This window comes from Pararhizobium polonicum (assembly GCF_001687365.1).
Lineage (GTDB): Bacteria > Pseudomonadota > Alphaproteobacteria > Rhizobiales > Rhizobiaceae > Pararhizobium > Pararhizobium polonicum.
In genome coordinates, this window is the sequence record NZ_LGLV01000009.1 from 28,661 (window position 1) to 51,717 (window position 23,057).

Sequence of the window (23,057 nt, forward strand, 5' to 3'; positions counted from 1 at the left end):
GACCAGAATGCTAGCGAACGGGCCGGTACTCGAAAAGGTCCTGCCACCGGGTATCCGCGTCGACAATCTGACGCTGCGCTTCGACGCCCATACCATCTTTGAGAGCCTGAGCTTCGAGATCAGGGGCGGGGAATTCGTGGCCTTGCTCGGCTCGAGCGGCGTCGGCAAGAGCAGTTTGCTGAAGATCATCGGGGGACTTGCCAAGGCGACGTCGGGAACGGTTATTGGCACCGATGGTCTGCCGATCCAAAATCGCATCGCCTATATGGGGCAGCAGGATCTGCTGTTCCCCTGGCTGAACGTCTTCGAGAACGTCACGCTCGGTGCGCGCCTTCGGCGTGAAAAGATCGACAAAGCCTGGGCCGAACACCTGCTGGAGCGCGTCGGTCTGTCGACACGGCACAAGACCTTGCCCTCGGCTTTGTCCGGTGGCATGCGCCAGCGCGCGGCGATCGCTCGCACGCTCTACGAGCGCCGGCCAATCGTTCTGATGGATGAGCCGTTCTCCGCGCTCGACGCTATCACCCGTTCGATGGTCCAGGATCTGGCGGCAGAGCTTCTGGAAGGGCGCACCGTCCTGCTCATCACCCATGATCCCATGGAGGCATGTCGGCTTGGTCATCATCTGATGGTGCTTTCGGGACATCCGGCAAAGCTTGGCACCCCCATCACGGTTGCCGGAAAACCACCACGTTCCCCCGATGATCCCGAATTGCAGAAGAGCCAGGGCGAATTGCTGCGGCTGTTTGTGGAGAATGCACGATGAACCTGAAACTCGTTGCCGGCGGCCGTGGCGTCGTAATCTTCGTCGGCCTGATCCTGATCTGGTGGGGATGTGCCGTTCTGTTCAAGCTGCCGTCTTATATGCTGCCGACCCCGCCTCTGGTCGCCGAGGCGCTCTGGAACGGCAGGGCCTATCTGATGGAGCATACGCTGATCACGGCGCTGGAAATCTTCCTCGGCCTGTTCTTCGGCCTGCTGTTCGGTGCGCTGCTGGCGCTGGCGATGGTGTTCTCTCCGGTCCTGCAACGCTGGCTGATGCCGGTTCTGGTCATCAGTCAGGCAATCCCGATCTTTGCACTGGCGCCGTTGCTCGTTCTCTGGTTCGGCTTCGGCCTGTCCTCCAAGGTTGTCGCGGCAACGCTGGTCATCTTTTTCCCGGTCGCGGCGTCCTTCTATGACGGTCTTCGCCGCACGGAAACCGGCTGGATGGAGCTGGCCCAGACCATGGGTGCTTCACCCTACGCCCAGCTTCGACACGTCCGCCTGGTGGCGGCGCTGCCGGCCTTCGGATCGGGTCTCCGGGTTGCTGCGGCAGTGGCGCCGATCGGCGCGGTTATCGGCGAGTGGGTCGGTTCGGCTGGCGGGCTTGGCTATGTGATGCTCAACGCCAATGCCCGCATGCAGACGGCGGTCTGCTTCGCCGCACTTTTCGTGCTTTCGCTGATGGCCGTCGCCCTTTGGCAATGCGTCGACGTCCTGCTGAAACGCATCCTCTACTGGGTGCCCGATGCCAATCAGACCAACTAGTTCTCCCAAGACGTTACAAGAAAAGAAGCTCCAGAAAGGAACACGCATGTTGAAAAAACTAGCCCTCGGCGCAGCCTTTGCGCTGATGACGATGACTTCTGCCCAGGCGGCAGAAAAGGTGACGGTCCTGCTGGACTGGTTCATCAATCCCGACCATGCCCCGATCATGGTTGCCGAACAGATCGGTGCCTTCAAGGATGCGGGCCTTGAGGTCGAGATCGTGCCGCCGGCCGATCCGAGCATGCCCCCGCGCCTGGTTGCCGCAAAGCAGGGCGACCTTGCCATCAGCTACCAGCCGCAACTCTATATGTATGCCGAACAGGGTTTGCCGCTCGTTCGCGTCGGCACGATCGTCAATTCACCGTTGAACACGGTTGCCGTCCTGGAGTCTTCTGGCATCAAGTCCATGGCTGATTTCAAGGGTAAGAAAATCGGCTATTCGGTCAGCGGCGTGGAAGAGGCGACACTGGGAACCATGCTGAAGCAGGGTGGTCTCGCGCTTGGCGACATCTCGATGATCAATGTCAACTTCCAGCTGGTCAGCGCGCTGATGGCGGGTCAGGTCGATGGCGTGATCGGTGGTTACCGCAACTTCGAAGCCACCGAAATGCGCGATCTTGGCGTCGAGCCGAAGCTGTTCAATGTCGAGGACTTCGGCGTACCGGCCTATGACGAGTTGATCGTCCTGGCCAACAAGGACAGCGTCAACGATCCGAAGATCAAGAAGTTCATGGAGGCGATGAAGAAGGGCACGGACTACCTTCTCGCCCACCCCCAGGAGACTTGGGAAGCCTTTGCAAAGACCCATCCGGATCTGAACAACAATCTCAACAAGACCGCTTGGATTGACACGCTTCCGATGTTCGCCAAGGACCCGATGGCGCTGGATGTGGCGCGCTACGAAGGTTACAGCAAGTTTCTCTTTGAGAACAAGCTGATCAAGAAGGAACTGCCGATCGGCGACTATGCCGTCGAGTTGAAGTGATGCGATGGCCGCCGGTCCCGCGGGCCACGGACCGGCGGTCTTTTCGCACGTCGCGCGATACAGTTACTCCAAGAGTTCGAAAGTTGATGACATGAGTGTCGATATCCAGACCCTGCTCGATCAGGTCGACAGCCGCGAAGGCGAGCTTATCGATCTGCTTTGCAAGCTGATTTCCTTCGAGACGCCGGCACCTCCGGCGCGCAACACCAAGGATGCACAAGCCTTCATTGCCGGCTATCTACAGAATCTTGGGTTTTCGATCGACACCTGGGACATGTATCCCGGCGACCCCAATGTGGTCGGCGTGTTGAAGGGGGCAGGTGATTGCGCCTATAAGAGCGTTATCATAAACGGTCATGTCGATGTGGCCGAAGTCAGTCCGGACGAAGCCTGGGAAACCGGCCCGTTCACGCCGATCGTGCGCGATGGTCTCGTCATCGGCCGTGGTGCGGCGGACATGAAAGGCGGTCTTGCGGGTGCGTTGTTTGCGCTGATGCTGCTGCGTGAACACAATATCCCGCTGCCGGGCGATATCACGTTTGAATCGGTCATCGGCGAGGAGGTCGGCGAGGCCGGAACGCTCGATTGCTGCAAGCGTGGCTACATGGCGGATCTCGCTCTCGTCGTCGACACGTCCGACCTTCATATCCAGGGGCAGGGCGGTGTCATCACCGGATGGATCACCGTCAAGAGCCCCCAGAGTTTCCACGACGGAACACGCCGGCAGATGATCCATGCCGGCGGCGGATTGGTCGGTGCCAGTGCTATCGAAAAGATGATGAAGGTCATTCAAGGATTGCAGGATCTCGAACGTCATTGGGCGGTCACGAAATCCTATCCGGGATGCCCGCTCGGCTCCACGACGATCAACCCCGCTGTCATCGAAGGGGGACGTCATGCGGCATTTATCGCCGACGAGTGCCGTCTGTGGATCACAGTCCATTATTATCCGAACGAGAACCACGAGGCCGTCACGCAGGAAATTGAGGCGCATATTCGCAATGTTGCCAATGCCGATCCGTGGTTGAAAGACAATCATCCGACGTTCCGCTGGGGTGGTAAGTCGATGATCGAGGAGCGCGGCGAGATCTTTCCAGCACTTGAACTCGATCCGTCGCATGCCGGTATCAAGCTGCTGGCCTCAAAATATGAAATGGTTACGGGAGAGCCCGCCATCCTCGGAGTTTCTTCGACTGTATCGGATGGCGGTTGGTTCGGGCATGAAGGGATTCCGGCGGCTGTCTTTGGGCCCGGCAAGCTCCGGCATGCGCACAGCATCAACGAGCAGGTGTCGATCCAGCAGTTGAAGGACTATACCAAAATCATGATCGATTTTATTGCGGCGTGGAGTTCGACCCCGCGCTAGGCATTTCGTCCCGGCATTCGATGGATCGGTCGGCTCGATGATGAATCTTTCGGGTTCCATCGTCTATCGTTTGCCGATGAACGCGTAGGGCGTGAGCCCTTTCAGGGGCTTGAGGCGGAGGCCGAAGGTATAGCCGGCAATGAAGCTTTGCAGACGGGGTCGAAGCTGATCATGGTCGTCACAGTGGAAGCGCTTGACGGTCGCGTCCCTTATGGCTCGGCTCATGCGCTCGACCCGGCCGTTGGTCCATGGATGCCTGGGCTTTGTCAGCCGATGTTGGCCCTGTCTTGGCAGGCGAAGGAACCTGTGCTGCCCCTACATTCCCCAGACGACGGATTGCTCGTGCCGTTTTATCAGGGATTTCAGATCATCAAAAGACGCACCGATGTAGCGCGCGAACTGGTCGATGGCCGGCACCCGAAGTGCATCGGCGCGCTTGAGGAGCCCGAGTGCGCGTTCGGGGTGTGGGATCGTGACCGGCAACGCCGTGATCGATTTGTCGTTGCGAAGTGCGAAGACGACACTGTGTGGCATGATCGTCAATGCCTGCGATGTCTTGAGATAATTGACGACGCTCATCAGGGACCCGCCGGAATAGCGGATCTTGATCTCGGTTGCTCCGAAGGACAGCAACATGCCGCGCAGGTCGGACATCAGCGGACTGCCGGGTGGCGGCGCGATCCAGGGATAGTCGAGCAAATGCGAGGGTTGCGGCCGTCTTTTCAGCAGCAGCGGATGGGTGACACTGCAGGCGATCACGTTGCGGCCGGGCAGGATCTGCTGGAAGGTGAGGCCCGATCCTTCGTCAAGAATATCGATCGGGCAGATCGCGAGATCGATCTGGTCGGCATGCAGAGCGGTGCGAAGGTCCGGAAAATAGCCGTAGGTTAGGTCGACCCTCACATCCGGATGACGGGTCTGAAACTCCGCGATCATCGGTGCGATCAAAGCATCCATGAAGAAGGGCGTACCGCCGACCCGGACGATGCCGCTATTGCCAACACGGAAGCTCTCGATCGTATCGGAGGCCTTGCGGCCGGCGGCGAGCATGGTGCTGCCATGTTCGGCAAGTGCGCGGCCGAGCGGCGTCGGTTGCAAAGGCCGCTTGCCCTTGACGAACAGCGGCTCCCCGACCCGCTTCTCAAGCATGGATATGGTGCGCGATACCGCCGGCTGGGCCAATCCCAGGAAGGCGGCGCCCTCGGTGACCCCACCCGCTTGGACCACGGCGGCAAGTTGCACAAGATGGCGCTCGTCAATCTTCATAACAAATCGTTATACAGGATGGTAATAAAATCATCAATGCACCGGATCTGCTTTGCTAGTGTCGCTTCGGGACATTATCTTGGAGGAGAACATGCAGGCGGGAAACTCGGCGCCAGGTTTCAGCGAGAGCAATTCCGCTGACATCTTCGCGCAACGTCTTGCCAGTACCGAGCTGAAACCGCTGCCGCAAATCCTGACGGCGGCCGTGCAGCACCTCCATGCGCTGATCAAGGAATTTCGCCCGACGCCCGAGGATTGGAAGCGCGTGATCGCATTTCTGACCGAGGTGGGGCATGCCTGCGACGAGCGCCGCCAGGAATGGGTGCTGCTGTCGGACCTGCTCGGCGCCTCGGCGCTCGTTGAGGAAATCAATTCCCGCCGCCCGAAAGGTGCCACACCCAACACCGTGCGCGGTCCTTTCTATCGCAAGGATGCTCCGCAATATCCGCTCGGCGCTTCGATCTCTCTCGACGGGGCGGGGGAGCCACTTCTGGTGTCAGGGCACGTACACGATCTCGATGGTCACCCGATTCCAGGCGCGGTGATCGAAACATGGCAGGCGAATGCGCTGGGGTTCTACGAGAACCAGCAGCCCGACATGCAGCCGGAATTCAACCTGCGTGGTATATTCAAGGCCGATCAGGACGGCGGATTTCGCTATTCGACGGTGCGGCCTTCCGGTTATGGCGTGCCTGACGATGGGCCTGTCGGCATGCTGCTCAAGCAGGCAGGCTATCCGTTACGGCGGCCCGCGCATCTGCATTTCATCATCAAGGCGCCGGGTTTCGAGCCGATCACCACTCACATCTATGACGCCAACGATCCGCATCTCGACGAAGATGCCATCTTCGGGGTCAAGCAGGACCTTGTGTACGACTTTGAGCAGACCGACAGCGGCTGGAAGGCGGACATGACATTCGTCATGGCGCGGTCGAGAAACGGAGGCCGTTCATGAGCCGCACATTTAGCTATCAGGGCAGTGCTGCGCATATCGTTTTCGGTGAAGGACGCAGCCAGACTGCCGGCGAATGGATCGAAAAGCTCGGCTGCAGCCGCGCCCTGGTGCTTTCCACGCCGCATCAGAAAGCCGATGCCGAAGGGGTGGCCGCAAGGCTTGGCCCGCTTTCCGCCGGCGTGTTTGCGGGGGCTGTGATGCATACGCCGGTCGAGGTGACCGAAGCGGCCATGGAGGTGGTTCGCAGGAGCGGTGCCGATTGCGTCGTTTCGCTCGGCGGCGGATCGACAACCGGCTTGGGCAAGGCGATCGCCTACCGCACCGACCTGCCGCAGGTCGTCATTCCCACCACTTATGCCGGTTCCGAGGTGACATCGATCCTCGGCCAGACCGAAGGCGGGCGCAAGACCACCGTCAAGGATGCAAGGATCCTGCCTGAAGTGGTGATCTATGATGCGGCCCTGACCACCGGCCTGCCGGTCGGGCTCTCGGTCACATCGGGGTTGAATGCCATGGCCCATGCGATGGAGGCGCTTTACGCGCAGGACCGAAACCCGATCTCCAGCCTGATGGCCGTCGAGGGACTGCGTGCCTTCCAGTCTGCGCTGCCGGCAATCGTGGCCACGCCCGGCGACCTTGCCGTGCGCGCCGACGGTCTCTACGGCGCGTGGCTCTGCGGCACAGTGCTCGGCACGGTCGGTATGGCACTGCATCACAAGATCTGTCACACGCTGGGCGGCACGTTCGATACACCGCATGCCGAAACCCATGCGATCATGCTGCCGCATACGGCATCCTTCAACGCTGTTGCGGTGCCCGAACTCCTGGCCCCGGTGGCGGAGATTTTCGGCGGTTCCGTGGGCGGCGGGCTGTGGGATTTTGCCAAGTCGATCGGTGCGCCGATGGCCCTGCAGCACCTGGGGTTGACCGAGGCCGATCTCGACCGGGCAAGCCAGATCGCCGTCGAGAACCCCTATTGGAATCCACGGCCCATCGACAAGCGGTCGATCCGCGAACTCTTGCAGCATGCATGGGAAGGCAATCGACCGACATCATAGCGAACTCTCGGGAGGAGGAGCACAATGACAACAAGACGCGAATTCCTGAAACAGACGGCTGCCACGGGCGTACTGGCCGCAACGTCGGGACTGGCCATGCCGGCAATCGCCCAGGCTGCACCGATCAAGCTCGGCTATGTCAGTCCGCAGACCGGTCCGCTTGCCGCTTTTGGCGAGGCCGATAAATTCGTCATCGACAGTTTTCTTGCGACCACCAGGAAGATGGGCCTGAACTACGAAGTCGTGGTCAAGGACAGCCAGTCCAACCCCAACCGCGCGGCCGAGGTGGCCAAGGAACTGATCCTCACCGACGAGGTCAACCTGATGCTGGTTTCCTCGACGCCGGAAACCACCAATCCCGTCTCCACCACGTGCGAGGCGGAGGAAATGCCCTGCATCTCGACGGTGGCACCCTGGCAGCCCTGGTACATTGGCCAGCAGGCCAATCCCGGCGATCCGGCGTCATGGAAGCCCTTCAACTTCGCCTACCATTTCTTCTGGGGGCTGGAGGATGTCATCGCGGTGTTCACGGGCATGTGGGCACAGGTGGAAACCAACAAGCAGGCCGGTGGGCTCTTCCCGAACGATGGTGACGGCAATGCCTGGGGCGACAAGGTCGTCGGCTTTCCGCCGGTGCTCGAAAAGCTCGGGTATACCCTGACCGATCCTGGCCGCTTCCAGAACCTGTCCGATGATTTTTCGGCACAGATCAACGCCTTCAAGCAGGCGAATGCGGAGATCGTCACCGGCGTGGTCATTCCGCCGGATCTTGCGACCTTCTGGAATCAGGCCAGGCAGCAGGGCTTCAAGCCAAAGGTGGCTTCGATCGGCAAGGCTCTGCTGTTCCCGCAAACGGTGGAAACGCTGGGCGAGGCTGGCCACAATCTCTCGACCGAAGTCTGGTGGACGCCCACCCATCCGTTCAAGTCCTCGCTGACAGGCGAGACGGCCGCACAGGTAGCGGACGCCTTTACCAAGGCCACCGGCCGCCCCTGGACGCAGCCGATCGGCTTTGCGCATGCACTGTTCGAACTCGCCGTCGATGTCATGAAGCGCGCCGGCGATCCCACCGATGGCGAAGCCGTGGCAAAGACAATCGGCGAGACCCGGCTCGACACACTGGTCGGCCCGATTGCGTGGGGCAGCAGCAACCTGCCGCCATTTGCTGCCAAAAATGTCGCCAAGACCCCGCTGGTCGGCGGCCAGTGGCGGCTCAGGGACGGCGGCGGCTACGATCTCGTCGTGGTCGAGAATGGACTGGCAACCAACGTGCCACTCGGCGGCAAGATGGAAGCGATCGTCTGATTATGGCCTGATGAAGCCAACGAGGGGCCGCGAGGAGGCGGCCTTTTTACCCCCGGGAGGATGAACCATGCCGATTCTTGAGCTGGATGGAGTGTCGAAAAAGTTTGGCGCGCTGACGGTCGCCGAACAGATTTCGTTCGCGGTCCAGCCGGGCGAGGCGCTTGGTATCATCGGCCCGAACGGCGCCGGAAAATCGACATTGTTCAACCTGATCACCGGCAATATCGCCGCCGATTCCGGTACCATCCGGTTTGAGGAACGTGACGTGACGCGGACGCCGCCGATGCAGCGCTGCTTTGCCGGCATGGGGCGGACCTTCCAGATCCCGCAGCCTTTCGAGCAATTGACCGTGTTCGAGAACCTGGTCGTCGCCGGAGCCTTCGGGGCTCGAAAGACCGAAGGCGAAGTGACCGACCGCTGTGCCGAGATCCTGATCGATACCGGATTGATCGACAGGGCGAACGCCACCGCCGGCAGCCTTTCGCTTCTGCAAAGAAAGCGGCTTGAGCTTGCCCGCGCCATGGCCACCGAACCGAAGCTGCTGCTGCTCGATGAAATCGCAGGCGGCCTGACCGAGGGTGAATGCCGGGCGCTGGTGGCGACCATTCGCGGCGTTCACGCCAAGGGGGTCGCGGTAATTTGGATCGAGCATGTGCTGCATGCGCTCAATTCCGTGGTCGAGCGGCTGCTGGTGCTGCATTTCGGCAAGGTGATCGGAATCGGCAAGCCCGAGGAGATCATGGCATCGAGGGACGTGCGGGAGATCTATCTGGGGATAGAGATCTGATGGCACTGATCGAAACACGCGCACTCAAGGCTTTCTATGGCGACTTCCAGGCGCTGTTCGGCGTCGACATCGTGTTTGAACAAGGCGAAACCGTCGCCATCATCGGCGCCAATGGTGCCGGCAAGACGACGCTGATGCGCTCGATTGCGGGTGTTCTTCGTAACGATCCGGGCGCCATTCTCTATCGCGACGAGCCGATCGGCGCGCTGGCCGCGCCGGCTGTCATGGGCCGGGGCATCGCCATGGTACCGGAAGGTCGCCGGCTGTTTCCGTCCCTCAGCGTCGAGGAGAACCTGCTGGTCGGCAATTATGGCCGCAAGGTCGCCGGTCCCTGGACCCTCGAGACCGTCTACGGTCTGTTCCCGATTCTCAAGGAGCGCCGCCACAAGCCTTCAACCGCGCTCTCCGGTGGCCAACAGCAGATGGTGGCGATCGGCCGCGCGCTGATGTCCAACCCGGATGTGCTGCTTTGCGACGAGATCAGCCTCGGGCTGGCGCCGGTCGTGGTGCGCGACATCTACGCAGCCTTCCCTCGCATCCGCGAGACCGGTGCCGCGATTGTCGTTGTCGAGCAGGACATCGCCCAGGCGCTCAAGGTCGCCGATCGGGTCTATTGCATGATGGAGGGGCGCATCACGCTCACCGGCAAGCCGCAGGACCTGCATCGCGACGCCATTCACACGGCATATTTTGGAGCGGACGGTCATGAACCTGCTTGATACCCTCCTCCAGGGCGTGCTGCTCGGTGGTCTCTACGCGCTGTTTGCGGCGGGCCTCAGTCTGGTCTTCGGCATCATGCGGCTGGTCAACCTGGCCCATGGCGACCTGATCGTTCTCGCCGCCTTCGTGATTCTCGTTCTTGTGTCCGCCCTCGGCCTCCATCCCTTTGTCGCCGCGGTGGTTGCCGCGCCGTTGATGTTCGCCGTGGGCTGGCTGCTGCAATTCCATTTGCTCAACCGGGCCCTTGGCAAGGACATGATGCCGCCGCTGCTGGTGACGTTCGGTCTGTCCATCGTCATCCAGAACGGTTTGCTCGAAGGTTTCACCGCCGACAGCCGGCGCGTATCGGCAGGATGGCTGGAAACCGCGTCTATCCCGCTAGGCCCGGTAAACGCCGGCGTCATGCCGGTCCTGACCTTTGCCTCCGCGATCCTGATCATCGTCATGCTCAACCAGTTGATCTACCGCACGTCCGTCGGCCGCGCCTTCCGGGCCACCTCGGACGATCCGGTCACGGCCGGGCTGATGGGCATACAGCCGAAGCGCATTTTCGCGCTCGCGACCGGTCTTGCCATGGTGGTGGTGACGATCGCCGCGCTCTATCTCGGGACACGCGCCAATTTCGACCCGACATCGGGACCGGCGCGGCTGATCTATGCTTTCGAGGCGGTTATCATCGGCGGGCTCGGTTCGCTGTGGGGTACGCTCGCCGGCGGCATCATCCTGGGCGTCGCACAGACGCTCGGCGCCGCCATCAATCCGGAATGGCAGATCCTCAGCGGTCATCTTGCTTTCCTGCTCGTCCTGTTGTTCAAGCCGCGCGGCCTGTTTCCGCGCGCGGTCGATTGAGGTGCCGATGACCGTTCTCTCCCGACAGGTATTCAACGTCGAGACCCGTACAAGGACATCCTCTGCATTCGCGGGCGTAGCCGCGCTGGTCGTCGTGGTGGCCGCGGCAGCCCCATTCCTGGTCTCGCGTGGGGCAATCCAGGACCTGTTCTTTATCCTGACGATGCTGGTTCTGGCGCAATGCTGGAACCTGCTGGCAGGCTATGCCGGGCTTATTTCGGTCGGCCAGCAACTGTTCGTCGGCTGCGGCGCCTATGCGATGTTCGCTGTCGTGACACTGGCGGGGCTCGATCCCCTGGTCGCCATTCTGGCGGCGGGATTGTTTGCCGCGCTGGTCGCCGTGCCGACGGCGTTCTTCACCTTCCGGCTCTACGGGCCGTACTTCGCCATCGGCACATGGGTGATTGCCGAAGTCGGCCGCCTTCTCTTCGCTCAATGGAAGGCGCTGGGTGGCGGCACCGGAACGTCCCTGCCGCGCGAGGCGATCCGCGACATGGCCGGTATCGATCTGCTCAAAAATACATTCGGCATGAAGTCGGCACAGGCCGGGGACGCGCTCACCTATTGGCTGGCGCTGATCCTGGCCGTTGCCGCGATCGGCTTCATCTACCGTCTTCTCCGCTCCAGGCAGGGGCTCGGTCTCGCGGCCGTCCGCGACAATGAGCAGGCCGCGCGTGCCGTTGGTGTCGATGCTCGGCGCATGAAGGCGCTGGTCTATCTGGCGACCGCCTTCATTACCGGCATGGCGGGCGCGCTCATCTATGTTCAGAAGCAACGAATCTCGCCGGATGCCGCTTTCTCGCTTCTCGACTGGACGGCCTATGTGATCTTCATCGTGGTGATCGGCGGCATCGGTACGATCGAGGGGCCGATCGTCGGTGTCATCGTCTTCTTCCTGCTGCAGCACCTTTTGGCCGACTATGGCTCCTGGTACCTGCTGATACTGGGCATGATCGCGATCGCAACGATGCTGTTTGCGCCCCGTGGGCTTTGGGGTCTGTTCTCCGCGCGCACCGGAATCCAGCTCTTTCCCGTCCGCCGCATCCTCAAGGGCGGGGCTCCAGACATTTCGAATTCACAAGACATCAAGGGAGGGCCGCATGGCTGACATCACCACCGACGTACTCATCATCGGCACAGGACCGGCGGGATCCGCCACTGCGGCGCTGCTGTCGACCTATGGGGTCGAGAACATGGTCATCAACCGCTACCGCTGGCTGGCCAGCACGCCGCGTGCCCACATCACCAACCAGCGCACAATGGAAGTGCTGCGCGACCTCGGCCGCAATGTGGAAGACGAGGCTTATATGTTCGCCGCAGAACAGGACCTGATGGGCGAGAATGTCTTCTGCACGTCCCTCACCGGCGAGGAGATCGGCCGGATGAAAAGCTGGGGCAAGCATCCGCTGTCGCGTGCCGAGCACCAGCTTTCGTCGCCAAGCCACATGAACGACCTGCCGCAGACCTTCATGGAACCGCTGCTGTTCAAGACCGCCTGTTCGCGCGGCACGCAGGCACGGATGTCGACGGAATATCTCAGCCACGTTCAGGATGCCGATGGTGTCACCACCACCTGCCGCGACCGGCTGACCAACAAGGACATCACCATCCGCTCGAAGTTCCTGGTTGGTGCCGATGGCGGCAATTCCAAGGTCGCCGAACATGCGGGCCTGACCTATGAGGGCAAGATGGGTGTCGGCGGTTCGATGAATATCCTGTTCGAGGCGGATCTGTCGCGCCATGTCGCCCACCGCCCGTCGGTACTCTACTGGGTGCTGCAGCCGGGGGCCGATGTCGGCGGTATCGGCATGGGACTGGTGCGCATGGTGCGCCCCTGGAACGAGTGGCTGATCGTCTGGGGCTATGACATCAACCAGCCGGCGCCCGAAGTGAGCGACGATTTCGCCATCAAGGTGGTGCGCGACCTCGTCGGCGATCAGGAACTGAAACCGAAGATCAAGTCCGTCTCGACCTGGACGGTCAACAACATGTATGCGACGAAAACCGCAAGCGGCCGCGTGTTCTGCGCGGGCGATGCGATCCACCGCCATCCGCCTTCGAACGGGCTGGGCTCCAACACCTCGATCCAGGACGCATTCAATCTTGCCTGGAAACTGGCGGCAGTCATCAAGGGGCAAGCCGGACTTGGATTGCTCGACAGCTACGACACCGAACGCGCGCCGATTGCCAAGCAGATCGTGACCCGCGCCAACAAGTCGATCGAGGAGTTCGGGCCGATCTTCAAGGCGCTCGGCCTGCTGGACTCCGTCGATCCGGTGAAGATGCAACAGAACATGGATGCCCGCTGCGACGACACCGACGCGGCCGAACAGCAGCGCGCTGCCATCCGCAAGGCGATTGCCTCCAAGGTCTATGAATTCGATGCCCACGGCGTCGAGATGAATCAGCGCTACAGGTCAAGCGCGATTGTTACCGATGGTCAGCCCGAACCGGCATTCGAGAAAGATGCCGAACTGCATTTCCAGCCCACCACCTGGCCCGGCGCCCGGCTGCCGCATGCCTGGCTGTTCGGCCAGAACGGCGAAAAGGTGTCGACGCTGGATCTCACAGGCCACGGCGTCTTTACCGTGCTGACGGGGGTCGGCGGCGATGGCTGGGTCGAGGCCGCGAAGTCGCTGGGCAAGGCATTCGGCATGACGATCGCCGTGCACAAGATCGGACCGCGCCAGGAATGGCAGGACCTTGTCGGAGACTGGGCCAACATGCGTGAAATCCGCGATTCCGGCGTCTTGCTGGTGAGGCCCGATCATCATGTCGCCTGGCGTGCCGAAGGGATGGTTGCCGATCCGCAAGCTGAACTTCGCCGTGTCCTCAATTCCATCCTGAACAAGTGAGACGATCATGGCAACGCACGAAAAAGGCTTTTTCACCGAGGACGATTCCGTCGCCGTCGTCACCGGCCGTAACATAAACGCCAGGGATGAACGGCTGAAGCAGGTGATGGAGGTCATCACTCGCAAGCTGCACGAAGCGGTCAAGGAGATCGAACCGACCCAGGACGAATGGATGCAGGCGATCCTGTTCCTGACCCGGACGGGCCAGACCTGCAACGAATGGCGTCAGGAATATATCCTGTTGTCGGACGTGCTGGGTGTCTCGATGCTGGTGGATGCGATCAACAACCGCAAGCCGTCCGGCGCATCGGAGAGCACGGTTCTCGGCCCCTTCCACGTCGCCGACGCACCGGAACTGCCGATGGGCGCCAATATCTGCCTCGATGCCAAGGGCGAGGACATGTTCATCGAGGGTCGTATCCTCGATACGTCAGGCAAACCGATCGCCGATGCCGTTATCGATGTCTGGCAGGCCAATGACGAAGGTTTCTACGATGTCCAGCAGAAGGGGATCCAGCCGGATTTCAACCTGCGCGGCATTTTCCGCACCGGACCGGACGGCCGCTACTGCTTCCGCGCCGTCAAGCCGAAATACTATCCGATCCCGGACGATGGTCCGGTGGGACAGTTGCTGGGCCAGCTCGGCCGCCATCCTTACCGCCCCGCGCATCTGCATTACATCATCAAGGCCGATGGTTATGAGACGCTGACCACCCACATCTTCGATCCCGACGACCCCTATATCAACTCGGATGCGGTGTTTGGTGTGAAGGAAAGCCTGCTGGCCAAGTTCAACAGAATGCATGATCCGGCACGCGCGCAGGAATACGGGTTTGCCGGCGATTTCTGGGATGTGGACCATGATTTTGTTCTGGCGCGGAAGGGGGAGACCTGAGCTTCGGCATCTGGACCGCCGCCATCCCGCATTTCAGGCCATCGGCTTGCGGTCGCGTTCGGCAAGGAAAGGGCCATGCGCCCAGGGAATGGAGCTGTCGTGCTTTTCGATCATGCGGCGCAGGTCGGAAAATTCGCGCCGCAGGTGACCGATGAACTTGCGGCTGGCGGGATTGGCGTAGGGTTTGCGCTTGGTCATGATGCCGAGCGCGCGCTCGGGCTGCGGGATATCGAGCGGGATGACGGTGATCTTGCTTTCGCGGCGGAAGGAAAAAGCGACGGAAAGCGGCAGAATAGCCAGCGCATCGGTCCCGATAAGGTAGTTGATGACACTGAGAAGCGATCCGCCTGCATAGCGGATCGAGACTTCCGGTATGCCAAGCGTCAGCAGGATGTTGTGGAGATCGAGAACCAGCGGCGAGCCCGGTAGGGGCGCCACCCAGGGGTAGTGGACGATGTCCTCGATGGCGATGGTCCGCTTGTGCACGAGGGGATGGCCAACGCTGCAGGCCAGTACGTTGCGGGCCGAAAGAATGGGTTCGAATGCATAATCCGCCTTGAGATCCGAAGCGCCGGTCGGAGTCACGGCAAGATCGATCTGTCCGGATTCCAAACCCGCCATCAGATCGGGATAATTGCCATAGGACTGATCGATCATGATCCCCGGCTCGCTCCGCTGGAAGGAGGCGACCATCGGCGAGATCACGGCATCTATGAAGAAGGGAACACCACCCAGCCGGACGCGCCCCGACGAGCCGGACTTGAAGCTGCGGATGATCTCGTCCGCCTTTCTCGAGGACGACAGGATGGCCTTGCCCTGCTGGCCCAGTTGCTCGCCGAGAGACGTCGGCTGCATTGGCCGGCGCCCGGGGATAAAGAGCTGTTCGCCGATCCGCTTTTCGAGCATGGAGATCGTGCGCGACACGGCCGACTGGGTCATGCCGAGCAGAGCGGCTCCCTCGGTTACCCCGCCTGTCTCGATGACGGCGGCCAACTGGACGAGATGTCGTTCATCTAGCTTCATAGCAAATTGCTATAGTGGTTATGAGTAATCGCAACAAGAGGGCGTGTGAGGTGTGTATAGTTTGCCCATCTCTGGAAGCGATACGATAAACCGGCACGCAGCCGTGCGGTTGTCGCAGCGACACGCGGGAGACGTGCCGGAGATTGGACGAAGTCCTTGAGGAGGAGAACAGGGCGATGGCTTTTGTCAGCGGATATCACCATTTGACGCTCAGCACCGATGGGGTGCAGGAAGACTACGATTTTTATACCAAGATACTCGGTCTGTTTTCGGTGAAGCGGACCGTGCTGTTTGACGGCAGCGTTCCGGTCTATCACCTGTATTACGGCTCGCGCGATGGCGATGCCTCGACCATCATCACCACCTTTCCCTTCCGCAAGCCGGCGATCTTCGGGCGGCGCGGTACCAATCAGTCGAAAATCATCCAGCAGGCCATCCCCGTCGGGGCATCGGACTATTGGGTCGACAGGCTGAATGCCAAGGGCATCGAGGCACGGAAATTCGGCCGTTTCGGCTTGACCCGGGTGGGCTTCAAGCATCCATGCGGCATCCCGCACGAGCTGGTGGAAAGCCCGGCCGACACGCGTCCGTCGATCGTCAACGAGGCGCAGGGCGTCAATGCGCAATATGGCATCAAAGGCATTTACGGGGCGGCAATCGCCGTTTTCGATCGCACGTCGATGGACGATTTCCTGACTGTCGGCATGTCGATGAAGAAGGAGGCCGACAATGACGAGGGCCTGATGTTCTCTGTGCCGAACACGGCAGGTCCGAGCAGCATGGTCGAGATCCTGCACGAACCGAACGATCGCCAGGGAACCTGGACGCTCGCCGGTGGCACGATCCATCATCTGGCGCTCAACAGCGGCAACGAGGAAAATCAGTTGAAGCTCAAGGCGCATCTCGAAGGTCTTGGCTTCACCGATGTTTCGGACCAGAAGGACCGCAACTATTTCAAGTCCTGCTATGTCCGTTCGCCGGGCGGCGCGCTGTTCGAAATCGCCTGGTCGGTCGAGGGCGGCTGGGCGCTCGACGAGCCTCCGGGCGAGATCGGTACCACGCTCGTGTTCCCTCCGTGGTTCGAGGATCGCAAGGCGGAGTTGATCGCCGGCCTCGAACCGGCCAACTTCTGAGCAGCGCCATGGCGACGCATGATGCTCCACTGCGCCTCGGTGTGTCCCCCGGGGAGGCCAAAGTCCTTTGCGTATTCGTCCATGGGCGCACCCAGGCGCCCGAGGACATGCACGAACAGGTGGTCGGCAGGCTCAAGAGCGCCGGTATCGCTTTCGTGCTGCCACGCGCAGCGGGCAATAGCTGGTACGATGCCCGTGCCGTCGATCCACTGACCGACGGTGCGCGCCGCCAGCTCGACGCTTCGCTGATCCATCTTCGCCAGATCGTTACCGATTTCGTCCGGGATGCCGGGCGGCCTCTTCCCATGCTTGTCGGCGGTTTCAGCCAGGGTGCATGCCTGACGCTGGAATACGCAATGAAATACGGGCCCTGGGATGGGGCGATGGTGAACCTCACCGGCTGCCGCGTCGGCACGCCGGCCTGCGACCGGCCTTTCGCCGATCTTGACCGCATGCCGGTCTATCTCACGGGCTCCGACAAGGACCCGTGGATACCGGTCGAGGCCTTCGCCGGGGCTGCGGAAGCGCTCGGCAAGGCGCGCGCCGAATTGCGCTGCGACATCTTTCCCGACAGGGCGCACGAAGCATCCGATACGGAGGTAGCGCAGCTCGACGCAATGTTGTCGGCGCTGGCATCCGGCCGAAAACCGTTCCGGCCGGCTGCCGGATAGTCACGCATTCGACTGTGTCATGGGGGGAGAGAAACATGATGAAGCGAAGAACACTTCTGAAAGGTACGGCCGCCGCCGCGGTGGGCACGACGTTCGGTGCCTTTCCGACACCGGCGATATCACAGAACGCCAAAATCAAACTGGGTTACGTCAGCCCGCAGACGGGCCCGCTCGCAGCCTTTGCCGAAAGCGACACATTCAACATCGATCGCTTCCTTGCGACCGATATCGGCAAGAATTTCGAGATCATCGTCAAGGACAGCCAGTCAAACTCCAACCGCGCCGCCGAAGTTGCCAAGGAGCTGATCGTTTCCGACCGGATCGATCTGATGCTGGTGGCGTCCACGCCGGAAAACACCAATCCGGTCGCGACCACCTGCGAGGCGGAGGAGATCCCTTGCATCTCGACGAAGGCGCCCTGGCAGCCCTGGTTCATCGGCCAGCAGGGCAATCCCGGCGACCCGGCATCCTGGAAACCGTTCAACTTCGCCTACCACTATTTCTGGGGCCTCGAGGACGTCATCGCCGTCTACACCAATATGTGGGCGCAGCTTGAAACCAACAGGAAGGTCGGCGGCCTGTTTCCGAACGATGCCGATGGCAATGCCTGGGGCGACCCGCAGAATGGCCTGAAGCCGGGATTGGCGGCTGCCGGGTTTGAACTCAACGATCCCGGCCGCTACCAGAATCTCAGCGACGATTTCACCGCTCAGATCAATGCTTTCAAAGGCGCCGGCACAGAGATCCTCACCGGCGTGGTGATCCCGCCGGATTTCACCACCTTCTGGAACCAGGCCAAGCAGCAGGGCCTGACGCCCAAGGCAGTGACGGTTGCCAAGGCGATCCTGTTTCCGCAATCGGTGGAAGCGCTCGGCCAGAACGGTCACAACCTCTCGTCGGAAGTGTGGTGGTCAGCCAACCATCCGTTCAAATCATCGATAACAGGCCAGTCGTCGGCGGATCTGGCGGCCGAGTTTACCGAGAGGACGGGCAGGCCGTGGACCCAGCCGATCGGCTTCATCCACTCGCTGTTCGAAATGGCGGCGAATGTGATGGGCAGGGTTGACGACGTGACCGATGCCGAAGCGGTCGCCGCTGCGATCGGGGCGTCCAGGGCCGATACTGTTGTCGGTCGCATTGAGTGGAACGGTGCCGGCCTGCCGCCGTTCGCGGCCAGGAACGTCGCCAAGACGCCGCTGGTCGGCGGTCAATGGCGCCGTCAGCCGGACGGGAAATTCGAACTGGTCATCGTCGACAACAAGACCGCAACCTTCATTCCCGCCGGCGGGACAATGGAAGCATTGAGCTGAACGATAGGGCAGATGAATACCGTTGCCAGCCGGAGCTGCGAGTTTCGGCTGGTTCTTGTCCTTACGATTGACGCATCGAGACGGTGAACGGCTCAAACGGTCTTTTCGGGCTTGGAATCGTTTTGCCCGTTGACGCGATAGGCAAGCTGCGGACGCGTCAGGCCGAGAAGACGCGCGGCAGCAGAGAGGTTTCCGCCCGCCCGCTCAAGGGCTGCTCTATAGACCGACTGCTCGAAATCGGGGAGGGAAAATTCCTCTGCCCCCATCAGCGTTTCGAGCAGGGACGACACGGATGTACCGTCTTCGCCCGCCATGGACGACTGGCTGGCAAAGCGCGAAAGCTGCGTTGCAATTTCCTCTGCTGTAATTGGACCCGGATTCGAATGGCTTGCGAGCGTTGCGCTCAACACGCTGCGCATCTGGTGGAGGTTGCCAGGCCAGCCAAAGTCCTCGACAAGTCTTGTTGCCGCGCTGTCCAAAGTCGCTGCGTCCATGCCCATCCGGAACGCCAGCATCGGCAACAATTCCATGGCGATGTCGGCACGCCGGCCCGTTCGCTCCGCGAAAGCCGGCAGGCGGATTGACAACGCCGACAGGGCAGTCCGCAGTTCGGGCGACAGGCCGCGAGAATTGCCCGGCATGTCCTCCTGCGACAGCGCAATGATGCGTGGCCCGCCGCTGATAATCCCATCCTCGATCGCCCGCGCCAGCTGCAGCTGGATATCGGCCGCAATGGTCTCGACGCCATCGATCAGGATCGTCTCCCGCCCCGCATTGCGTTTGGCGGCTTTACGGGGCAGCGCGATTTCGGTGCAGAATTCAAGGTTGACCTGCGCGCCGAAGATCCGTCGCATCTCCGCAGCCTGCACGGCGGACGCGCGATGAAGATAATGCGCCGCCCGGCTTCTGCCGGTGCCTGAGGCCCCGGATATAAGAACCGGCAGTGCCATGGGGGCCAGAAGGTCCAGCTGCGGCCGCACGGGGGCGAGCAGCACCCGGTCCAGCCCGCTGAGAGAGACTTCAGGCAAATGGGCGCCGGACCTGCGCGCGGGTTCGGGTGGCGGTGTGTCCTGCGTGGCCAGGATCCGGTCGCGGAACAGCGCAACCTCGGGATCGGAAGCGCCCCATGCGCCGGCATGCTTGCCCACCACACGGCAATGGCTATGCCCCTGACCAACACATTCCACTTCCTTGTAGACGATCAGCGTGTCGAAGAATTCGCTGGCATAGCCGGATGCGTAGCCCAGCTGCGTCCAGCAAACAGGATCCGCAGAGGGCCGTCTGTCGCGGAATTCCGCCGCCTCGACGCTGTCGTGCCAGAGGAACTCGGCGGTGAGCTTCTTCTTGCTGAAATCATAGGTGTTGAACACCGTTTCGACCCGGACTACGCCGCTGAACGTATGAAGCCGGGTGCCGGCCGTGAAGGCGTCGCGGGCGTTGAGATTGGGCCAGCTGGCCCGCACGAAACGCGCATCGGACTGGCCTGACAGGAAGCCGAGGCGGATGAGAAACACGCGCGCTTCCTGCGGCCCGAGCATGCGAATGAGCTCGCGCCGGAGCTCGGTGCTGACGGCGGTTCGCTGCATGACGATGCGCGCGCCATTGAGACTGATCATGCCGTCGCTGGGATTGAACACGATACTGGACAGCAGTTCGCGAACGGTTGGATTGCCGCCGCGGTCCAGCACTTTGGAGGGTTCAATCGGAGCGATCATTTCGTGTTTTCTCACGTCATTAAGCGGCAGATTGAAGCTCCAAGATTTTCATCAAATGGTCAAGCGAATATGATGATTTCATAAAGTGGATTTGCGGGAATTTATTTTGCGTCGCAAAAATATACTGGAAAAATTCGTTTAAATTCAAATGTTTGCATTTTTTCTTCGAAAGAAGATTTCGATTTCGATCCGACATTTGACAGGCCCATGCGTTTCGACGTCCTAATCATCCCGTAGACATGAAGCCGCGACCGGGGAGGAGCGGACAGTGCCTGGAGAGATCGGTTCGGCGCGGGGTGAAAGTGCGCCCGCCGAACCGCCAGATGCAGTGGTGTGGGAGCAAGCATGACGACTTTACAGGACATGTTCGACGTTCGTGGCAGATCGGTCATCGTGACCGGCGGGGCAAGCGGGATTGGCCGCGCCTATGCCGAGGTGATGGCTGACAACGGCGCGCGCGTTTGCATTTTCGACATGAATGCCGATCGTCTCGATGGGGTGATCGCAGACATGGAGAGCGGCGGCGCCGACGTCTGGGGACAGGTGATTGACGTCAGCGACCGCACCGCCATGGCCTTGGCGTTCGATGCCGTGGCGAGCCGGCACGGCCGGATCGATGTGGTTTTTGCCAATGCCGGCATCGATGCGGGGCCCGGCTTTCTGTCGACCGAGGGTGGCCGTATTCGCGAAGGCGCAATCGACGTGCTGGACGATCACCACTGGGACAGGGTGATCGAGGTGAACCTCACCTCCGTCTACACAACTGTCAAGCATGCCGCGCGGCACATGAAGACGACCGGCGGCGGCAGGATCATCGTCACGTCGTCGATTGCGGCCCAGATCAATGAAGCCATCGTCGGCACACCCTACATGCCGGCCAAGGCCGGCGTGGACCATTTCGTGCGCCAGATGGCGATGGAACTGGGCAGCTTCGGTATTCTCATCAATTGCATTTCGCCAGGCCCCTTCATGACCAACATTGCCGGCGGCCGCCTGAAAATCCCTGCGGACCGCAAGGCCTTCGAGGCGCAGTCCCTGATCGGCCGGATCGGCGATACGGAAGATATCAAAGGGCTGGCGCTCTACCTGGCGTCGCCATGCTCGTCCTATGTGACCGGAAGCCAGATCGTCATCGACGGAGGCGCGATGCACCGCATCAAATGAGGCAACGCAACGGCCGGCCTGCGTGGAGGACGCGGCCGGCTGTTGCGAACATCAACAGAGACATCAAAGGGAGGAGACCATGATGGAACTGACAAACAAGATAGCGAGGCCGTCGCGACGAACGGTACTCAAGGGAATGGGTGCTGGCCTTGTGGCCTCGGCGCTGGGAGCGCCGATGGTTGCGCGCGCACAGTCGGCCGGCACGATCAAGATCGGCTTCGTCACGCCGGTGACGGGTCCACTCGCGCTCTTCGGCGAAACGGACGGTTGGGCGCTGGGCAAGATCCAGGATCTGCTCAAGAACGGGCTGGAGACGAAATCCGGGCGCTACGACGTCGAAATCCTGATGCGGGACAGCCAGTCAGATCCCAACCGGGCGGCGGAAGTGGCGGGCGACCTCATCCTGAACAAGGAGGTACATCTTCTCCTGCCGGCATCGACAACGGACACGGTGAGCCCCGCGGCAGACCAAGCCGAACTCTACGAGTGCCCGTGCATCTCGACGGGCGCGCCCTGGCAGGCGATCATCTTTCCGCGCGGCGGGCAGGATAAGCCCTTCAAGTGGACCTACCATTTCTTCTGGGGTCTCGACGAGGCGCTCAATACTTTCGTCGGTCTGTGGAATACGCTCGATACCAACCGCAAGGTCGGCATGCTGTTTCCGCAGAACGCCGATGGCGAAACCTGGGGCAACGATGGCTATGGCTTGCCCGCGCCGACCCAGAAGGCCGGCTTCGAGATCGTGGTTCCCGGATATTTCCAGCCGCGCACCAACGATTATTCCGCCCAGATCAACGCCTTCAAGGCGGCAGGTTGCGACATTATCGGCGGTATCACCTCTCCGGACGATTTCAAGACCTTCGTCAACCAGTGTGCACAGCAGGGCTACAAGCCCAAGGCCATGACGGTGGCAGCGGCGCTGCTCTTCCCGTCCGGCATTCAGGCGCTCGGACCGCTCGGCGACGGCATGTCGTCGGAGGTCTGGTGGACACCGGCCTTTCCCTTCAAGTCGACGCTAACGGGGCAGGCAAGCCGCGATATCGCCAATGCGTGGGAAAACGAAACGAAGAAACAGTGGACCCAGCCGCTCGGTTACAGCCATGCGCTCTGGGAGGTCGCCCTGGATGTGCTCAAGCGCTCTGAAAATCCGCTCGACCGGGCGGCCAATCTTGAGGCGATCGTCGCGACCAAGCTCGACACGCTGATCGGGAAGGTCGACTTTTCCAGCGGCCCGCATGCGAACGTCTCGACGACACCGATCTTCGGCGGCCAATGGCGGAAGGGCGACAAGTGGCCCTACGATCTGAAGATCGTCGACAACACCGTCAACAAGCTGTTCGAGCCTGAACAGAAGATGGTGCCGATCCCCTGGTCTGCCTGAGCAGGACCGAAACTCCGGAACCGGTACTGCCGCCTTCATGGGCGGCAGGACGAGACAGGTGGCGAGGAGCCGCCTGACGGGCATGCATG

21 protein-coding genes and 1 pseudogene are annotated in these 23,057 nt (G+C 61.3%); 18 read left to right on the forward strand and 4 right to left on the reverse strand.

Annotation, left to right across the window (positions count from 1 at the left end):
• Nucleotides 1-7 precede the first annotated feature (7 nt).
• From ADU59_RS15015 to ADU59_RS15030, 4 genes are all read left to right on the forward strand, one after another.
• Nucleotides 8-766 (forward strand): ABC transporter ATP-binding protein, encoded by a 759-nt coding sequence (locus ADU59_RS15015; protein ID WP_068955160.1) that lies wholly within the window; start codon nucleotides 8-10, stop codon nucleotides 764-766.
• Entirely contained in the window at nucleotides 763-1,530 is a 768-nt protein-coding gene (locus ADU59_RS15020) for an ABC transporter permease (protein ID WP_068954956.1), read from the forward strand. The genes ADU59_RS15015 and ADU59_RS15020 overlap by 4 nt, the downstream gene beginning before the upstream one ends.
• Nucleotides 1,531-1,576: 46 nt before the next feature.
• Nucleotides 1,577-2,515, forward strand: coding sequence for an ABC transporter substrate-binding protein (locus ADU59_RS15025; protein ID WP_068954957.1), 939 nt, complete (start codon nucleotides 1,577-1,579; stop codon nucleotides 2,513-2,515).
• A gap of 91 nt (nucleotides 2,516-2,606) precedes the next feature.
• Nucleotides 2,607-3,881 (forward strand): acetylornithine deacetylase, encoded by a 1,275-nt coding sequence (locus ADU59_RS15030; RefSeq protein WP_068954958.1) that lies wholly within the window; start codon nucleotides 2,607-2,609, stop codon nucleotides 3,879-3,881.
• Here ADU59_RS15030 and ADU59_RS29655 read toward each other — a convergent pair.
• Together ADU59_RS29655 and ADU59_RS15035 are read right to left on the reverse strand one after the other, a co-directional pair.
• A pseudogene (locus ADU59_RS29655) lies at nucleotides 3,878-4,160 on the reverse strand (integrase core domain-containing protein); the annotation flags it as partial. The gene ADU59_RS15030 and the pseudogene ADU59_RS29655 sit on opposite strands and share 4 nt — an antisense overlap.
• Nucleotides 4,161-4,196: 36 nt before the next feature.
• A complete protein-coding gene (locus tag ADU59_RS15035; protein ID WP_068954959.1) occupies nucleotides 4,197-5,147 on the reverse strand; it encodes a LysR family transcriptional regulator in 951 nt (316 codons plus the stop codon).
• 91 nt (nucleotides 5,148-5,238) lie between these two features.
• Between ADU59_RS15035 and ADU59_RS15040 the strand changes: the two genes are divergently transcribed.
• The 9 genes from ADU59_RS15040 (at nucleotide 5,239) to ADU59_RS15080 (ending at nucleotide 14,571) form a co-directional block, all read left to right on the forward strand.
• Nucleotides 5,239-6,102, forward strand: a complete 864-nt coding sequence (locus ADU59_RS15040) for a dioxygenase family protein (protein ID WP_068954960.1) — start codon at nucleotides 5,239-5,241, stop codon at nucleotides 6,100-6,102.
• Complete coding sequence (locus ADU59_RS15045; RefSeq protein WP_068954961.1) at nucleotides 6,099-7,160, forward strand: maleylacetate reductase; 1,062 nt, start codon at nucleotides 6,099-6,101, stop codon at nucleotides 7,158-7,160. The genes ADU59_RS15040 and ADU59_RS15045 overlap by 4 nt, the downstream gene beginning before the upstream one ends.
• Nucleotides 7,161-7,184: 24 nt before the next feature.
• Complete coding sequence (locus tag ADU59_RS15050) at nucleotides 7,185-8,465, forward strand: ABC transporter substrate-binding protein (RefSeq protein WP_068954962.1); 1,281 nt, start codon at nucleotides 7,185-7,187, stop codon at nucleotides 8,463-8,465.
• Between the two features lie 67 nt (nucleotides 8,466-8,532).
• Nucleotides 8,533-9,252 carry an ABC transporter ATP-binding protein gene (locus ADU59_RS15055; RefSeq protein ID WP_068954963.1) on the forward strand — a complete coding sequence of 240 codons (720 nt, stop codon included), beginning with the start codon at nucleotides 8,533-8,535 and terminating at the stop codon, nucleotides 9,250-9,252.
• On the forward strand, nucleotides 9,252-9,971 hold the full coding sequence (locus ADU59_RS15060) for an ABC transporter ATP-binding protein (protein ID WP_068954964.1): 720 nt from the start codon (nucleotides 9,252-9,254) through the stop codon (nucleotides 9,969-9,971). The genes ADU59_RS15055 and ADU59_RS15060 overlap by 1 nt, the downstream gene beginning before the upstream one ends.
• On the forward strand, nucleotides 9,958-10,821 hold the full coding sequence (locus ADU59_RS15065) for a branched-chain amino acid ABC transporter permease (RefSeq protein ID WP_068954965.1): 864 nt from the start codon (nucleotides 9,958-9,960) through the stop codon (nucleotides 10,819-10,821). The genes ADU59_RS15060 and ADU59_RS15065 overlap by 14 nt, the downstream gene beginning before the upstream one ends.
• Before the next feature lie 7 nt (nucleotides 10,822-10,828).
• Nucleotides 10,829-11,929: a branched-chain amino acid ABC transporter permease gene (locus ADU59_RS15070; RefSeq protein WP_068954966.1), complete on the forward strand. Its 1,101-nt coding sequence runs from the start codon at nucleotides 10,829-10,831 to the stop codon at nucleotides 11,927-11,929.
• Nucleotides 11,922-13,676, forward strand: coding sequence for an FAD-dependent oxidoreductase (locus ADU59_RS15075; protein WP_068954967.1), 1,755 nt, complete (start codon nucleotides 11,922-11,924; stop codon nucleotides 13,674-13,676). Before ADU59_RS15070 ends, ADU59_RS15075 begins: the two co-directional genes overlap by 8 nt.
• Before the next feature lie 7 nt (nucleotides 13,677-13,683).
• Nucleotides 13,684-14,571 (forward strand): intradiol ring-cleavage dioxygenase, encoded by an 888-nt coding sequence (locus ADU59_RS15080; RefSeq protein ID WP_068954968.1) that lies wholly within the window; start codon nucleotides 13,684-13,686, stop codon nucleotides 14,569-14,571.
• Nucleotides 14,572-14,604: 33 nt separating this feature from the next.
• Here ADU59_RS15080 and ADU59_RS15085 read toward each other — a convergent pair whose 3' ends face one another.
• Entirely contained in the window at nucleotides 14,605-15,594 is a 990-nt protein-coding gene (locus ADU59_RS15085) for a LysR family transcriptional regulator (RefSeq protein ID WP_068954969.1), read from the reverse strand.
• A 176-nt stretch (nucleotides 15,595-15,770) separates the two neighbouring features.
• Here ADU59_RS15085 and ADU59_RS15090 point away from each other — a divergent pair, with 176 nt between their 5' ends.
• Genes ADU59_RS15090 through ADU59_RS15100 form a run of 3 tightly spaced genes read left to right on the forward strand, consistent with a single transcriptional unit; the run spans nucleotide 15,771 to nucleotide 18,708 of the window.
• Complete coding sequence (locus ADU59_RS15090) at nucleotides 15,771-16,727, forward strand: VOC family protein (RefSeq protein WP_068954970.1); 957 nt, start codon at nucleotides 15,771-15,773, stop codon at nucleotides 16,725-16,727.
• An 8-nt stretch (nucleotides 16,728-16,735) separates the two neighbouring features.
• Nucleotides 16,736-17,398 carry an alpha/beta hydrolase gene (locus tag ADU59_RS15095; RefSeq protein WP_068954971.1) on the forward strand — a complete coding sequence of 221 codons (663 nt, stop codon included), beginning with the start codon at nucleotides 16,736-16,738 and terminating at the stop codon, nucleotides 17,396-17,398.
• A 35-nt stretch (nucleotides 17,399-17,433) separates the two neighbouring features.
• Nucleotides 17,434-18,708 (forward strand): ABC transporter substrate-binding protein, encoded by a 1,275-nt coding sequence (locus ADU59_RS15100; RefSeq protein WP_068954972.1) that lies wholly within the window; start codon nucleotides 17,434-17,436, stop codon nucleotides 18,706-18,708.
• Between the two features lie 92 nt (nucleotides 18,709-18,800).
• On the opposite strand, the gene ADU59_RS15105 is transcribed toward ADU59_RS15100, so the two are convergent.
• Nucleotides 18,801-20,423, reverse strand: a complete 1,623-nt coding sequence (locus tag ADU59_RS15105) for a XylR N-terminal domain-containing protein (protein WP_068954973.1) — start codon at nucleotides 20,421-20,423, stop codon at nucleotides 18,801-18,803.
• A 345-nt stretch (nucleotides 20,424-20,768) separates the two neighbouring features.
• On the opposite strand from ADU59_RS15105, the gene ADU59_RS15110 reads away from it, so the two are divergent.
• On the forward strand, nucleotides 20,769-21,587 hold the full coding sequence (locus ADU59_RS15110; protein WP_068954974.1) for an SDR family NAD(P)-dependent oxidoreductase: 819 nt from the start codon (nucleotides 20,769-20,771) through the stop codon (nucleotides 21,585-21,587).
• Between the two features lie 79 nt (nucleotides 21,588-21,666).
• Nucleotides 21,667-22,968 (forward strand): ABC transporter substrate-binding protein, encoded by a 1,302-nt coding sequence (locus tag ADU59_RS15115; RefSeq protein ID WP_244506439.1) that lies wholly within the window; start codon nucleotides 21,667-21,669, stop codon nucleotides 22,966-22,968.
• Nucleotides 22,969-23,057: the final 89 nt, after the last annotated feature.

Coding starts and splice junctions, on each gene's coding strand:
- ADU59_RS15030 (WP_068954958.1), top strand. CDS start 2,607: ATGAGTGTCGATATCCAGACCCTGCTCGATCAGGTCGACAGCCGCGAA.
- ADU59_RS15115 (WP_244506439.1), top strand. CDS start 21,667: ATGATGGAACTGACAAACAAGATAGCGAGGCCGTCGCGACGAACGGTA.
- ADU59_RS15080 (WP_068954968.1), top strand. CDS start 13,684: ATGGCAACGCACGAAAAAGGCTTTTTCACCGAGGACGATTCCGTCGCC.
- ADU59_RS15065 (WP_068954965.1), top strand. CDS start 9,958: ATGAACCTGCTTGATACCCTCCTCCAGGGCGTGCTGCTCGGTGGTCTC.
- ADU59_RS15045 (WP_068954961.1), top strand. CDS start 6,099: ATGAGCCGCACATTTAGCTATCAGGGCAGTGCTGCGCATATCGTTTTC.
- ADU59_RS15050 (WP_068954962.1), top strand. CDS start 7,185: ATGACAACAAGACGCGAATTCCTGAAACAGACGGCTGCCACGGGCGTA.
- ADU59_RS15035 (WP_068954959.1), bottom strand. CDS start 5,147: ATGAAGATTGACGAGCGCCATCTTGTGCAACTTGCCGCCGTGGTCCAA.
- ADU59_RS15070 (WP_068954966.1), top strand. CDS start 10,829: ATGACCGTTCTCTCCCGACAGGTATTCAACGTCGAGACCCGTACAAGG.
- ADU59_RS15040 (WP_068954960.1), top strand. CDS start 5,239: ATGCAGGCGGGAAACTCGGCGCCAGGTTTCAGCGAGAGCAATTCCGCT.
- ADU59_RS15055 (WP_068954963.1), top strand. CDS start 8,533: ATGCCGATTCTTGAGCTGGATGGAGTGTCGAAAAAGTTTGGCGCGCTG.
- ADU59_RS15025 (WP_068954957.1), top strand. CDS start 1,577: ATGTTGAAAAAACTAGCCCTCGGCGCAGCCTTTGCGCTGATGACGATG.
- ADU59_RS15075 (WP_068954967.1), top strand. CDS start 11,922: ATGGCTGACATCACCACCGACGTACTCATCATCGGCACAGGACCGGCG.
- ADU59_RS15110 (WP_068954974.1), top strand. CDS start 20,769: ATGACGACTTTACAGGACATGTTCGACGTTCGTGGCAGATCGGTCATC.
- ADU59_RS15085 (WP_068954969.1), bottom strand. CDS start 15,594: ATGAAGCTAGATGAACGACATCTCGTCCAGTTGGCCGCCGTCATCGAG.
- ADU59_RS15105 (WP_068954973.1), bottom strand. CDS start 20,423: ATGATCGCTCCGATTGAACCCTCCAAAGTGCTGGACCGCGGCGGCAAT.
- ADU59_RS15095 (WP_068954971.1), top strand. CDS start 16,736: ATGGCGACGCATGATGCTCCACTGCGCCTCGGTGTGTCCCCCGGGGAG.
- ADU59_RS15020 (WP_068954956.1), top strand. CDS start 763: ATGAACCTGAAACTCGTTGCCGGCGGCCGTGGCGTCGTAATCTTCGTC.
- ADU59_RS15015 (WP_068955160.1), top strand. CDS start 8: ATGCTAGCGAACGGGCCGGTACTCGAAAAGGTCCTGCCACCGGGTATC.
- ADU59_RS15090 (WP_068954970.1), top strand. CDS start 15,771: ATGGCTTTTGTCAGCGGATATCACCATTTGACGCTCAGCACCGATGGG.
- ADU59_RS15100 (WP_068954972.1), top strand. CDS start 17,434: ATGATGAAGCGAAGAACACTTCTGAAAGGTACGGCCGCCGCCGCGGTG.
- ADU59_RS15060 (WP_068954964.1), top strand. CDS start 9,252: ATGGCACTGATCGAAACACGCGCACTCAAGGCTTTCTATGGCGACTTC.